This is a genomic window from Streptacidiphilus sp. PAMC 29251 (genome assembly GCF_054208735.2).
This window is the reverse complement of sequence record NZ_CM135725.2, coordinates 8613840-8626290: the sequence shown is the minus strand read 5'-3', so window position 1 is coordinate 8626290 and position 12451 is coordinate 8613840. Positions and strand designations below refer to the sequence as shown.

Genomic DNA, 12451 nt, shown 5'->3' with positions numbered 1-12451 from the left:
CCCGCCATTATCCGGTCCAGGCGCCGGTGGCCAGGAAGCGCTCGATGACGGCGGCGGCGGGGGCGATGTCCAGGCCCTGGGCGGCGAGCCAGTCGTCGGAGTAGTACTTGTCGAGGTAGCGGTCGCCAGGGTCGCAGATCAGGCCGACCACGCTGCCGTGCTCGCCGGCGGCCAGCATCTCAGAGATGATCTTGAAGGCGCTCCACAGCCCGGTCCCGGTGGAACCGCCGGGCTTGCGGCCCATCACCGCGGCCAGCGCGCGGAGCGAGGCGATCGAGGCGGCGTCCGGGACCTTCATCATCCGGTCGATCGCGCCGGGGATGAAGCTGGGCTCCATCCTGGGCCGTCCGATGCCCTCGATCCTGGAGCCCTTGTCGCAGGTGACCGCGCTGTCGCCGGTGACCCAGCCGTCAAAGAAACAGGAGTTCTCCGGGTCCGCGACACAGATCCTGGTGTCGACCTGGGTGTAGTGGACGTAGCGGGCCAGCGTGGCCGAGGTGCCGCCGGTGCCGGCCGTGGCGACGATCCAGGTCGGAACGGGGAAGCGCTCCAGCCGGAGTTGAGCGTAGATCGACTCGGCGATGTTGTTGTTGCCGCGCCAGTCGGTAGCCCGCTCGGCGTAGGTGAACTGGTCCATGTAGTGCCCGCCGGCCTCCTCGGCGAGCCGGGCCGACTCCGCGTACAGCGTCCGGGTGTCGTCGACCAGGTGGCAGCTGCCGCCCTGGGCCTCGATCAGACTGATCTTCTCGCAGCTGGTGGTGCGCGGCATGACCGCGACGAAAGGGACGCCGATGAGTTTCGCGAAGTACGCCTCGGAGACGGCGGTCGACCCGCTGGACGCCTCCACCACCGGCCGGCCCGGCCGCACCCAGCCGTTGCACAGCGCGTAGAGGAACAGCGAACGGGCCAGCCGGTGCTTCAGGCTGCCGGTCGGATGGGTGGACTCGTCCTTGAGGTACAGGTCGATGCCCCACTCCTCCGGGAGCGGAAAGCGCAGCAGATGGGTGTCGGCGGAGCGATTGGCGTCCGCCTGGACCTTTCGCACCGCTTCTTTCAGCCACATCCGGTAGTCGGCGTCACTGCGGTCCACATCGATGGTTCTCATGGCTACTTTCCGCCGCATTCCTGTATTTCCTCGCCAAACCTGCGTCTCGGCGCATCGTAACCGCCCTCCATTCCCCATAAATCTTTGGAATATGCCATACGGCGGCGCATGTTCCGCAACCCAACGTGCCCGGACGGTTACGCTCCGGCGGTCGAACGTGCAGCATGGACCCGGATCGCCCACGCGTTGCGCAAGTGCCGCGTCGGGGTGACCCTGTAGATATCTCGGAACGTAGCCACGTGGTAACTCTGCGCAGTTTCCAGAGCAGGCGCGGAGTCGGTCTCCAGCGAAGGCGGAGGAGTCGACGCGTGAATGAGTCGGACCGTCACTACGAATTGCACCTCACCGCGGAACCCCGGCGACTGACCGTGGTCCGCCGAATCGTCGCCGCGCATCTGCGGCACTGGAATCTCGCCGAACTGGTCGACCTGACCGTCCTCGGCGTCACCGAACTGCTCGCCAACGTGCATCGTCACGTCGGCCCGGGCACGGACTGCGTGCTGCGACTGACCTGTTCCGACGGGTCGCTCCGCTGCGAGGTCCATGACAGCGGGACGACGCTCCCCCGGCTGCTGCAGCCGGGGGAGGACGAGATCAGCGGTCGCGGGCTCGCGCTCGTCGCCGCGGTCAGCAAGGAGTGGGGCGCGGAGGCCGTCGAGGACGGCGGCAAGGTGGTGTGGTTCGCCTTGCAGGCTGATCCCGTGTTCGCCGCGGAGGTCGTTCCGGCCGAGCCCGATGACGACGTGGTCGAGGTCGAGGTCGCTGCGGCGGAGGCCGGGGTCGTTGCGGAGGGGGCTGGGGCTCGGCCGTTGCGGTTGGCCTGGTCGGCGGACCCCGATGAGCCGGCGGATCAGCTCGATGAGTTCGTTTCGGCTGCGGTGTTGAGCAGGTCGTAGCGCTCGCGGTACTCGAGTTCGTCGATCTGGCCCTCCGCGTAGCGGCGGTTGAGGGTGTCGATCGGCGACGGCGCCGGGGCCTGCCGTCCGTAGCCGGCGGCGGCCCAGGGGCCACGGTTGCGCCCCTGGTGCTCGCCGTGGTCCCAGTGCCGGCCGCGGCCGTGGAAGACCACCTTGCGGAGGAACACCGCGACGGCGATCCAGAACAGCGGCACCAGCAGGATCCACGGCCCGGGGCCGCCGTGCCAGCCGTCCGCCAGCAGGGTTGTGTGCATCATGCGCTCCTCGGGTTGTGGTGGGACTTACTGGTGTCGAGAATCCCTCGCGTAGGGCCCTGCGGGCATCGTGCGGGGGCGGGCTTCCGGGCTGCTCCCGTGGGGGTACGGGGCGGGGGGCGGCGGTACTTCCGATGCGCGCCTCCGGTGCGTGCTTCCGGCCCGCCGAAATGGTGTTGCTGGTTCCGCTTGGCCGGTGGTGGGATGGCTGGAATGGACAACGATGAGGTACGTGCGGTCTTCGACCGCCAGATGCGTGAGGGCCTGCGGCCCGAGAGTCCCGGCGCCCGGGTCGAGCGAGTGGGCGGGGCGGGCGGCAGCGGGGCGGGCGGCAGCGGTGTGGGCGCGGTGGTGCGGCAGGTCGGGTCGGTGGACGACTGGAACGGGGTGGTCTGGTCGGACCTGGACGCCGGCTCCGCCGACGCGGTGATCGCCGAGCAGGCGGCGTACTTCGCCGGGCTGGGGCTCGAAGTGGAGTGGAAGCTCTACGGGCACGACCGGCCGGCCGACCTCGGCGCCCGGTTGCTGGCCGCCGGGTTCGTCCCCGAGCCGCAGGAGACCTTGCTGGTCGCCGAGGTGGCGCGGCAGGCGGCGGAGCCGGTGCTGCTGCCGGAGGGGGTGCGACTGGTGCCGGTGACGGACGCCGAGGGGGTGGATCTGGTGGCGCGGGTGCACACGTTGGCGTTCGAGGAGGACGTCGCTCGGTTCCGCAATCGGCTGCTGGCTCAGCTGACTGGGGACCCTGACCGTGTCGTCGCGGTCGTGGCCATGGCCGGGGACGAGCCGGTGTGCGCGGCTCGGATGGAACTGCATACCGGGACTGATTTCGCCAGCCTGTGGGGCGGTGGGACCGCGCCCGGCTGGCGCGGCAAAGGGATCTACCGGGCGTTGATCGCCCATCGGGCCCGGATCGCGGCCGAGCGCGGGTATCGGTATCTGCAGGTCGACGCCTCCGATCAGAGTCGGCCGATTCTGGAGCGGTTGGGGTTCGCGGTGCTGAGTACGACTACTCCGTATCTGCGTGGAGCGGATGCTACCGAGAGGTGAGTGCGGCGAGGGGGTCGGCGAGGACCGGGGCCCAGGCGAGTTCGGCGGCGCCGGCCAGTTCGGAGCGGTCCAGTTCGGCGGCGGCGATCGGGATCCGGCCGCTGCGGCCCCAGTAGGAGCGCTCGGCGACGACCCGGGTCAGTCGGTCCGGGACCGCGGCGAGCAGGGAGCTGTGGAACGCGCCGAGGACCACCCGGTCCGGGTTGAGGATGTTGATCACGGCGGCGATGCCCAGGCCGAGCCGGTCGGTGACGTGTTCGACCGCGGCCCTGGCCCGGGGGTGTCCGGCGGCGGACTCGGCCAGGACCTCGGCGGCCTGGTCGAGCAGCGGGCGGGCGGGATCGGGTTCGCGCCCGGCGGCGGCGAGCAGCGCGGGCGGGTCGGCCTCCACGTCCAGGCAGCCCCGGTTGCCGCAGGGGCAGCGGCGTCCGTCGGGATCGACGGTGACCTGGCCGACCTCAAGTGCGAGGCCGGCGCTGCCGGTGTGCAGCCTGCCGTCCACCACCAGCGCGCCACCGACCCCGGCGTGGCCGGAGGTCACATAGAGCAGGTGCTTGGCGCCGCGGCCCGCGCCGTGCCGGTGCTCGGCGAGGGCGGCCAGGTTGGCGTCATTGGCGAGGTCGACGGGGATGCGGAGGGCGGCTTTGGCTGCTTCTTGTTCCAGCAGTTCGCCGACCGGCGTGCCAGAGGGCCAGTCCAGGTACATCGCGGCGACGGCGATCCGCTCGGGCAGGGCCACCGGGGTCGGCAGGGCCAGGCCCAGGCCGACGCAGCGGCGCGGGTCGGCGGCGATTCTGCGGGCGGCTTCGGCGACCACGGCGTGTAGGACGCGTTCGGGTGTGGCGGGGCTGGGGAGGGGGAAGTCCTCGGGGCGGTCGAGCACGCCGCCGAGGGTGGCCAGGGCGATGCTGAAGCCGTCGGCGTGGATCTGCGCGGCCAGCACGACCGGGCCTGACGGGTCGACGGCGAGGCGGTGCGAGGGTCTGCCCCTGGTTCCGCCGGCCGGTCTGGCGTCCACCGTGATCAAGCGCAGGGCCTGGAGCTCGCCGGTGATGGCTCCGGCGGTGGCCCGGGTGACGCCGAGGGCGCCGGTGAGCACCGAGCGGGTGGGCGCGGCGCCGGTGTGGACCAGGGCGAGGGCCGGGCCCAGGGCGGCGCGGCCCCGATCGGGACTTGTGTGGGTTGACTGCACGCTTCTATTATGAGTTTGTGCCGCAAATAAACAAAACAGATGTCGGTATGGCTTCTTCTACCGCGGGGGGTGGGTCGATCTCGGCTTGGACCCCGGCACGTTATGCGCTCACCTCGTTCTTCGCGCTGGACGGGTTCCTGTTCGCGGGGTGGGTGGTGCGGATCCCGGCGGTGAAGGCGGATGTGCAGGCCTCGGCCGGGCAGCTGGGGCTGGCACTGCTGTGTGTGTCGGTGGGCGCGGTGGTGGTGATGGGGCCGGTGGGCCGGCTGTGTGTGCGCTACGGGAACCATCCGGTGATCCTGGTTTCGGCCGTGGTGCTGTGCGCGTCGGTGGCGCTGCCGGCCCAGGCGCATTCGGTGGTGGCGCTGGGCGGGGTGCTGCTGTTGTTCGGGGCCGGGTACGGGGCGATGAACGTCGGCATCAACAGCGCGGCGGTCGACCTGGTGGCGTCGATCCGACGGCCCGTCATGCCGGCTTTCCACGCGGCCTACAGCATGGGCGGGTTGGTCGGGGCGAGTCTGGGCGGGCTGCTGGCCGGGGAGTTGACGGCGGCTCAGCATCTGGGGCTGCTGGCGGTGTTCGGGCTGGTGGTGACGGCGGTGACAGGGGTGCCGCTGATGCGGCATCGGGTGGGGCCTGCGGAGCAGCCTGTGGCGGGGGACGTGAGGGCGGCCGGGGGCGGGGGCGGGCCCGGGATGCGGGGGGCGGGTTTTCTGGTTGTTCTGTTGGGGCTGGTCGCGTTGTGCGACGCCTATGGGGAAGGGGCGCTCGCCGACTGGGGGACGCTGCATCTGAGTTCGGACCTGCATGCCACGGCTTCGGTCGCGGCGGCGGGGTTCGCCGCGTACTCGTTGGCGATGACCACGGGACGGCTCAGCGGTACCCGGCTGGTGGAGCGGTTCGGGGCCACCCGGGTACTGGTCACCGGGGCCGGGGTCGCCTGCGGGGGGATGCTGGTCACCGCGCTCAGCCCGTGGCTGCCGCTGGCGCTGGGCGGGTTCCTGCTGGTGGGGCTGGGGTTGGCCAACATATTTCCGCTGGCGATCGATCAAGCCGGTGCGATGAGTGGGCCGAAGGGGGTGGCGACCGCGTCGATCCTCGGGTACGGGGGGATGGTGCTGGGACCTCCGATCATCGGGTTCCTGGCGCAGGGGGTGGGGTTGCCGCGGGCGCTGCTCTCGGTGGCGGTGCTGGCGGGGCTGGCGGGGGTCGCTGCGCTGGCGGTGCGGAGGGCTTCGGGGGGTTCTCAGGGTTCCTAGGACTCCTAGGGTTCCTACAGGCCGTCAAGTCCCTTTTAGGGTTCCTACAGGCCGTCAAGTCCCTTTCTTTGCGTCAGCGCCTGGATCAGTCGGCGGTTCGCTTCCTGCGCGGTCATTCCCCAGTCCCACTCGTTCTTGTGGAGCCGGAGGGAGACGACACCGTGCCAGGCCGACCACAGCAGGAGTGCGGAGGCGAAGGGTGCGTCCGGGTCGACGAGCCGGGCGAGTTCCACGATGCGCGCCTGGAGGCGGGGGCCGTGCGCGGCTCTGGTCTCCGGCAGTGCGTCACTGCTCTCGAACAGGAGCTGGTAGGCGCCGGGGTGGGCCATACCCCAGGCGATGTAGGCGTCGCCAGCGACGATTAGGTGATCGGCGGGGTCGTCCGTGGCGTCGAGGGCCGACTCGACCGCTTCGACCAGTGAGGCGTATTCGGTGTCGAGCACGGCGGAGCGCAGGTCCGCTTCGGAGGGGAAGTGCCAGTACACGGCCGAGGGGGCGACGCCGCAGGTCCGGGCGATCGAGCGCAGCGAAGGAACCGCTACCGCTTGGGGCTGCGCCAGCATGGCGATCGCGGCGGCTACGAGTTCGGAGCGTAGGTCGCGGTCGCGGTTGTCTGTCTTGGTCACCGGTTCATTGAACACCTGTTCATGGTAGCGTGCAATGAACAGGTGTTCAGGAAGGTGGTGGCGGCAGCATGCTCAGGCTGATGACGGTGATCAGGAAGCGCCCGGAAGTTTCCACGGAGGACTTCCGTCGATTCATGGAACTGGAGTACGGACCGACGTACGTGGCGCTTCCCCAGGTCAAGGAGTACGTGCAGTACTACCTAACGGACCTCGCGGCGGACGGGGAGGAGGAGCCGATCGACGCGATTGTGCGGATCGGCTTTGAGTCGGAGGAGGGGATGCGCGAGGCCCTCGCGACGGAGGAATTCCAGAAGGCACATGAACGGCGGGGTGCCTATATGCGGGAGACGTCCGTCGGTATTCACTCGGCCGTTCTGGACCGCAGGGTGCAGTTGGTCTAGGGAGCGTAACGGCTCCAGCCGATCCCGCTGTCGGTCCGTCAGATCGACTGGTCGGTCCGGTCGTTCTGCTACGGGGCGAAGCCGGGACCAGTCGTATTCCCATGACCCTTCGTTAGGTGGTGGGGGTTTGGTTGTGGGGGTGTGGGGTGGGAGTTTGGTTTTGGGGGGTGGGGGTGGGGTTTTCTTTGGGGGGGTGGAGGTTCCAGCCGATGAGGGCTACCAGTTCCTCGTGGGTGATGCCTGGCGGGATGGGCTTGGGGGGCGTCGTGCGGATGGGGGGCTGCCAGCCCTCGGTGGGGGTGTAGCGGCGGACGACGCGGGCGGGGGCGCCGGCGACGATGCTGTGGTCCGGGACGGTCCCGCGGACCACCGCGTTGGCGGCGACGACGACGTTTCGGCCCAGGGTGGCGCCCGGGAGGATCACCGCGCCGGTGCCGATCCAGCTGCCGGCGCCGATGGAGACCGCCTCGTTGCGGGGCCACTGCTTGCCGATGGGCAGGTTCGGATCGTCGTAGGAGTGGTTCTCGTCGGTGATGTAGACCCGGGGGCCGGTCCAGACGTCGTCGGCGATGGTGATCGAGTGATGGCCGACGATGTGGCTGTCGCGGCCGATGACGCAGCCGCTGCCGATGGTGATGATCGGGTCGGGGCCGAGGTCGAGGCCGGGGAGGAAGCCTGCGGAGAGGGAGACGCCCTCGCCGATGATGCAGTGGCTGCCCAGGCGGATCCACTGCTCGTTGAAGACCGAGCCGAGGGGGAAGGTGAGGCGGGTGCACTCGCCGAGGGCGCCGAAGCGGTAGCGGCCGGGGCGGGCGGCGCTGACCGCGCCGGTGTCCTGGATCCACTGCCAGCCGCGGTGGACCAGGGTGGTCGTGGCTCGGCGGGTGGTGGCGCGGAGCTTCTCGGCGAGGGTTGGCATGGGTAGACGGTAGCTGGAGGGTTGATCTTTGTGGGAGGTGGGGGTTTGCCTGCGGCGCGGGGCGCTGCGCTGGCCTGGGGTTTGCCTGCGGCGCGGGGCGCTGCGCTGGCCTGGGGTTTGCCTGCGGCGCGGGTTTGTGCGCGGGGGCGGGGGCGGGCCGGGTCGGGGAAGTCGCTCTGGGGCCTGCTGCGAAACGGGTGCTTTTAGTCGAGGTGCCTTTATTTCGCCGATTGCACCCGTTTCTCGCTTTGACGGCCCCTGCCGCGACCACCCCGCCCCGTCCCACCCCCTCCCGTGCGGGGGTGGGGAAAAAGCGGGGTTGAGTTCGCCGTGGCTTCAGCGGGTGAGGGTCGCGTGGAGGGGGCGCCAGGGGGCGGTTGGGCAGTGGTGGTCGAGTTGGGCGCTGTCGACCCAGGCGGCTTCGGTGCATTCGGAGGTGGGGTGGGGGGTGGTTGCCGCGCCTCGGGTGGGGAGGCGCAGGGCGTAGTAGGCCATGAAGGCCTGGGCCGGGTACGTGTAGGTGGGGGGTGGGGGTGCTGCCAGGGTGATTTGCAGGCCGCCTAGGAGGGTGAGGTCCTTTGGGTCCACGGAGAGGCCTGATTCTTCGGCCAGTTCTCGGACGGCGGCGGCCAGGGGTGACTCTCCTGGGTCCAGGTGGCCGCCGGGGATTTCCCAGCCGCGGTTGGGGCGGTTCACGTGGGTGAGGAGGGTGCGGTGGTCGGCGTCCAGGGCGAGGACGAAGGCGGTGGTGACGGAGTAGGCCTCGGGGAGGTGGGGGGTGAGCACCACGTCCATGCGGTGTTGGAGCGGGATCCAGGGGACGGTGAGGGTGGTGAGGACCGTCATTGTTCGGCCCAGAGCGGGGGCCTGCGTTCCAGGAAGGCGAGCATGCCCTCGCGGGCTTCGGTGGAGCCGAAGAGGAGGGCGGACTGGGCCACCATGGATTCGCCGTCGCGTTCGAAGGTGCGGAGGACCTCGGCGGTGACCAGGCGTTTGGTCTCGGCGAGGCCCTGGGGGGACGCCAGGCGGAGGGCGTCCAGGAGGGGGGTGAGGGCCTGGGAGGTGTCTTGGGGGGCTTGGGTGAGCAGGCCGATATGGTGGGCTTCGGCGGCGTCGAAGACCGAGCCGGTGAGGTACCAGCGGGCCGCGCCGCGGGGGTCCAGGCGGGGCAGCAGGGCGAGCGAGATCGCGGCGGGGGCGAGGCCGAGGCGTACCTCGGTGAAGGCGAAGGTCGAGCTGGGGCCGGCCAGGGCCAGGTCGCAGGCGCCGAGCAGGCCCAGGCCGCCGGCCCGGACGTGGCCGTCCACCTGGGCGATGACCGGCTTGGGCAGCTCGATCACGGCGCGCATGACGGCGACCAGGCGGCGGGGGTTGGCCGTGGGGTCTCCGGTGGTGGCCTCGGAGAGGTCCGCGCCGGCGCAGAAGGTGCCGCCGGTGTGGGTCAGTACTACTGCGCGGACGGTGGGGTCTTTCGCGGCCTCGGCGAGGTGTTGCTGCAGTTGGGCGGTGAGGGTGGAGGAGAGGGCGTTGCGGTTGCGTGGGGAGTCCAGGGTGAGGGTGGCAACGGCCCGGTCGACCTGGTAGCGGACAAGTGGGGGCTCCATGGCAGGAGATTATCCCGTCAGCCCAGCCAGCCGGGGCGGACCAGGCCGGACTCGTAGGCGAGGACCACCAGCTGGGCCCGGTCGCGGGCGCCGAGTTTCACCATCGCGCGGCTGACGTGGGTCTTCGCGGTGAGTGGGCTGACGACCAGGCGGCCGGCGATCTCGTGGTTGGACAGGCCGAGGCCGACGAGAGCTACTACTTCGCGTTCACGGTCGGTCAGCGGGGCGAGGGGTGTCGACTGTTCGGGTTGTTTGGAGCGGGTGGCGAACTCGGCGATGAGGCGGGCGGTCACGCCTGGGGAGAGCAGGCCGTCGCCGTTGTGGACCGCGCGGACGGCGCGGACCAGGTCCGCTGGTTCGGTGTCCTTGACCAGGAAGCCGGCGGCGCCGGAGCGCAGGGCTTCGAAGACGTACTCGTCCAGTTCGAAAGTGGTGAGGACTACTACTTTGGTGGCGGCGAGGGTCGGGTCCGAGGAGATCAGGCGGGTGGCGGCGAGGCCGTCCAGGGTGGGCATTCTGATGTCCATCAGGACGACGTCGGGGAGGTGTTCGCGGGCGAGGGCGAGGGCGGCTCGGCCGTCGTCGGCTTCGGCGACCACCTCGATGTCGGGCTGGGCGTCCAGGAGGGAGCGGAAGCCCGCGCGGACCAGGAGTTGGTCGTCGGCGAGGAGGACGCTGATCATCAGGGCTCCTGGAGCGGTAGTTCGGCGTGGACGTGGAAGCCGGTGGCGCTGGGGGCGGCTGTCAGGTTGCCGCCAAGGGCGGCGACGCGTTCGCGCATGCCGGTGAGGCCGCTGCCGGAGCCGCCGGCCCGGGGGCCGCCGGTGGCGGAGAGGGGGCCTGGGTCGCGCAGGTCCAGGGTGAGGGCGTGGGGGGTGTAGTGGATGTCGGCTTCGGCGGTGCGGGCTGAGGAGTGGCGGATGACGTTGGTCAGCGCTTCCTGGACGATGCGGAAGGCGGCCAACTCGATGCCTTGGGGCAGCGGGCGGGGGTGCCGTGGGTGTGGAGGGTGACGGTGAGTCCGGCGGTGCGGGCCTGGGAGATCAGTTCGGGGAGGCGGGCGAGGCCTGGGGCGGGGAGGCGGGGGGCGGTGCTGCCGGGGGTGCGGAGGGTGCCGAGGACTTGGCGGACCTCGCCGAGGGCCTCTTTGCTGGTTTGTTTGATGGTGGTCAGTGCGGTGCGGGCCTGTTCGGGGTCGCCGTCGAGGAGTTCCAGGGCTACGCCCGCTTGGATGTTGATCAGCGAGATGCTGTGGGCGAGGACGTCGTGCAGTTCGCGGGCGATGGTGATGCGCTGCTCGTCGGCGATCCGCTGTTCGCGTTCGGCGCGGGCCTGGCGGCGCTGTTCGCGCTGGTCCGCTTTGTTGCGGATCACTTCGGCCGCGAGGGCGAGGAGCAGTAGCCAGGCTAGGAGGCCGAGGGCCTGCCAGCCGCGGAAGCTGGTGAGGGTGAGGGTGAGGTAGAGGCCGGTGAGGGCCAGCCAGGCGCCTCGGCGGTGGCCGGTGAGGACCGCGGTGACGAAGCCGACGATGACGCTGAGGAAGACCGGGCCGTAGGCGTAGCCGGCTAGCAGGTAGGCCCCGGCGACGGCGGTGGTGCCCAGGCAGACGGGGAGCGGGAAGCGGTTGCGGAGCAGCAGCAGGGCCGGCCCGAGGAGCAGCAGGGCATAGCCGAGCTGGTCCAGCTGGTGCCGGCCCGGCTGCCCGCGTTGGGCGATGTGGGTGCCGCCCAGCTGGATCAGCGCGATGGCGACGACGGCGAGCAGGTGCCGGCCGCGGGCTCTCGGGTGGTCCATTCCTGCACGTTAGGTCATCCGAGCGTGCTTGGGCGTCCGTCGGGTGGGGGCGGTGGGGGTACTCCCTGGGGAGTACTCAGCGGCGGGTGAGGAGGTCCACGGTTTGGCGGCCGAGGCCGTGTTCGCGGGTGAGGCCGGCGAAGGTGGTGTGGCCCTGGACCACGCGGGCGAAGGCCTTCCAGGCCGGGCGCAGGCCCACCGCGGCGACGTGGAACGCCTGGGGGCGGCGTTCGAAGGCGGTCATCAGCTTGCGGCCGGTGCGCATCTCCACGCCCAGGCCTGCCTTGATGGCGAAGCTGTAGTTGAGGGCCTGGCGGCGGACGTCGGTGGGGTCGGCCGCGGCCGCGAGTTTGGCGGCCCACTCCCCCGCGAGCCGTCCGGAGCGCAGGGCGTAGGAGATGCCCTCGCGGGTCCACGGCTCCAGCAGGCCCGCGGCGTCGCCGGCCACCAGGACCCGGCCCTTGGCGAGGGGGGAGTCCTCGGAGCGGCAGCGGGTGAGGTGGCCCGACTCGATCGAGGGGGTGAATCCGGACAGGCCGAGCCTGCGGATGAACTCCTTGAGGTAGGCGCGGGTCTCCGCGCCCTGGCCGCGGGCGGCGATGACGCCGACGGTGAGGCTGTCGCCCTTGGGGAAGACCCAGCCGTAGGAGCCGGGGATCCTGCCGCCCCAGTCCAGCAGGACCCGCCCGGACCAGGCCGCGGCGACGCTGGGGGGCACCGGGATCTCGGCTTCCAGGCCCAGGTCCACCTGCTCGAAGCTGACGCCGACGTGGGCGCCGACCCGTCCGGCGCTGCCGTCCGCGCCGACCACGGCGCGGGCGGTGACGGTGCGGCCGTCCTGCAGGGTCAGGACGGCGTGGTCGTCGGTGTTCTCCTGGACGCCGGTGACGGTGACGCCGGTGGCCAGGACCGCGCCGGCCTTCTCGGCGCACTGGACCAACTGCTGGTCGAACTCGTCCCGGTTGATCAGGCCGAACAGCATCCGCTTGGAGCGTCGGGTGCGCTGCAGCTTGCCGTCGAGGGAGAAGGTGATGGCGTGCACCCGGTCCCTGAGCGGCAGCACGAAGCCGGGCGGGAGCGCGTCGCGGGAGGGGCCGATGATGCCGCCGCCGCAGGTCTTGTAGCGGGGCGGGGCCGCCTTGTCGAGCAGCAGCACCCTGGGCGCCGCGCCGGTGGCGGTGATGGCGGAGGCGGCGGCGTGGGCGGCGGAGGCCCCGGCCGGTCCGGCGCCGACGACCACCACGTCCCACACACCGCTCAGTTCGTCGTCGGTGAACTCATTGCTGGTCAGCTCGTCGATCGACGGGGGCTGGTCGCCGCTGGGGCCCTGGGT

The 12451-nt window shown here is 71.0% G+C and carries 15 protein-coding genes; 4 read left to right on the top strand and 11 right to left on the bottom strand.

The annotated features are described in order from the left end of the window. Positions 1-7 precede the first annotated feature (7 nt). Entirely contained in the window at positions 8-1123 is a 1116-nt protein-coding gene (locus ACXKR8_RS40855; RefSeq protein WP_458269569.1) for a PLP-dependent cysteine synthase family protein, read from the bottom strand. Positions 1124-1413: 290 nt separating this feature from the next. Between ACXKR8_RS40855 and ACXKR8_RS40850 the strand changes: the two genes are divergently transcribed. Continuing rightward, positions 1414-2001, top strand: coding sequence for an ATP-binding protein (locus ACXKR8_RS40850; RefSeq protein ID WP_458269568.1), 588 nt, complete (start codon positions 1414-1416; stop codon positions 1999-2001). Here ACXKR8_RS40850 and ACXKR8_RS40845 read toward each other — a convergent pair. Next, positions 1956-2279, bottom strand: coding sequence for an SHOCT domain-containing protein (locus tag ACXKR8_RS40845; RefSeq protein ID WP_458269567.1), 324 nt, complete (start codon positions 2277-2279; stop codon positions 1956-1958). The genes ACXKR8_RS40850 and ACXKR8_RS40845 overlap by 46 nt on opposite strands. 210 nt (positions 2280-2489) lie before the next feature. On the opposite strand from ACXKR8_RS40845, the gene ACXKR8_RS40840 reads away from it, so the two are divergent. Further along, complete coding sequence (locus ACXKR8_RS40840) at positions 2490-3323, top strand: GNAT family N-acetyltransferase (protein ID WP_458269566.1); 834 nt, start codon at positions 2490-2492, stop codon at positions 3321-3323. Here ACXKR8_RS40840 and ACXKR8_RS40835 read toward each other — a convergent pair. Beyond that, entirely contained in the window at positions 3310-4515 is a 1206-nt protein-coding gene (locus ACXKR8_RS40835; RefSeq protein ID WP_458269565.1) for an ROK family protein, read from the bottom strand. The genes ACXKR8_RS40840 and ACXKR8_RS40835 overlap by 14 nt on opposite strands. On the opposite strand from ACXKR8_RS40835, the gene ACXKR8_RS40830 reads away from it, so the two are divergent. Further along, positions 4506-5774 (top strand): MFS transporter, encoded by a 1269-nt coding sequence (locus ACXKR8_RS40830; protein ID WP_458269564.1) that lies wholly within the window; start codon positions 4506-4508, stop codon positions 5772-5774. The genes ACXKR8_RS40835 and ACXKR8_RS40830 overlap by 10 nt on opposite strands. 44 nt (positions 5775-5818) lie before the next feature. On the opposite strand, the gene ACXKR8_RS40825 is transcribed toward ACXKR8_RS40830, so the two are convergent. Continuing rightward, positions 5819-6400: a TetR/AcrR family transcriptional regulator gene (locus tag ACXKR8_RS40825; protein ID WP_458269563.1), complete on the bottom strand. Its 582-nt coding sequence runs from the start codon at positions 6398-6400 to the stop codon at positions 5819-5821. Positions 6401-6468: 68 nt separating this feature from the next. On the opposite strand from ACXKR8_RS40825, the gene ACXKR8_RS40820 reads away from it, so the two are divergent. Then, complete coding sequence (locus ACXKR8_RS40820; RefSeq protein ID WP_458269562.1) at positions 6469-6801, top strand: EthD domain-containing protein; 333 nt, start codon at positions 6469-6471, stop codon at positions 6799-6801. Between the two features lie 112 nt (positions 6802-6913). On the opposite strand, the gene ACXKR8_RS40815 is transcribed toward ACXKR8_RS40820, so the two are convergent. The 7 genes from ACXKR8_RS40815 to ACXKR8_RS40785 form a co-directional block, all read right to left on the bottom strand. Further along, on the bottom strand, positions 6914-7720 hold the full coding sequence (locus tag ACXKR8_RS40815) for an acyltransferase (protein WP_462100051.1): 807 nt from the start codon (positions 7718-7720) through the stop codon (positions 6914-6916). A gap of 336 nt (positions 7721-8056) precedes the next feature. Then, positions 8057-8566: an NUDIX hydrolase gene (locus ACXKR8_RS40810; protein ID WP_458269560.1), complete on the bottom strand. Its 510-nt coding sequence runs from the start codon at positions 8564-8566 to the stop codon at positions 8057-8059. After that, positions 8563-9324 (bottom strand): enoyl-CoA hydratase family protein, encoded by a 762-nt coding sequence (locus ACXKR8_RS40805; RefSeq protein ID WP_458269559.1) that lies wholly within the window; start codon positions 9322-9324, stop codon positions 8563-8565. Before ACXKR8_RS40805 ends, ACXKR8_RS40810 begins: the two co-directional genes overlap by 4 nt. A gap of 17 nt (positions 9325-9341) precedes the next feature. Continuing rightward, positions 9342-10007: a response regulator transcription factor gene (locus ACXKR8_RS40800; RefSeq protein ID WP_458269558.1), complete on the bottom strand. Its 666-nt coding sequence runs from the start codon at positions 10005-10007 to the stop codon at positions 9342-9344. Further along, positions 10007-10288 carry an ATP-binding protein gene (locus ACXKR8_RS40795; RefSeq protein WP_462100050.1) on the bottom strand — a complete coding sequence of 94 codons (282 nt, stop codon included), beginning with the start codon at positions 10286-10288 and terminating at the stop codon, positions 10007-10009. The genes ACXKR8_RS40800 and ACXKR8_RS40795 overlap by 1 nt, the downstream gene beginning before the upstream one ends. Next, the gene (locus tag ACXKR8_RS40790; RefSeq protein WP_462100049.1) at positions 10255-11118 is read right to left on the bottom strand and encodes a sensor histidine kinase; all 864 of its coding nucleotides are present in this window, start codon (positions 11116-11118) and stop codon (positions 10255-10257) included. The genes ACXKR8_RS40795 and ACXKR8_RS40790 overlap by 34 nt, the downstream gene beginning before the upstream one ends. A gap of 76 nt (positions 11119-11194) precedes the next feature. Next, the gene (locus tag ACXKR8_RS40785) at positions 11195-12409 is read right to left on the bottom strand and encodes a geranylgeranyl reductase family protein (protein ID WP_458275216.1); all 1215 of its coding nucleotides are present in this window, start codon (positions 12407-12409) and stop codon (positions 11195-11197) included. Positions 12410-12451: the final 42 nt, after the last annotated feature.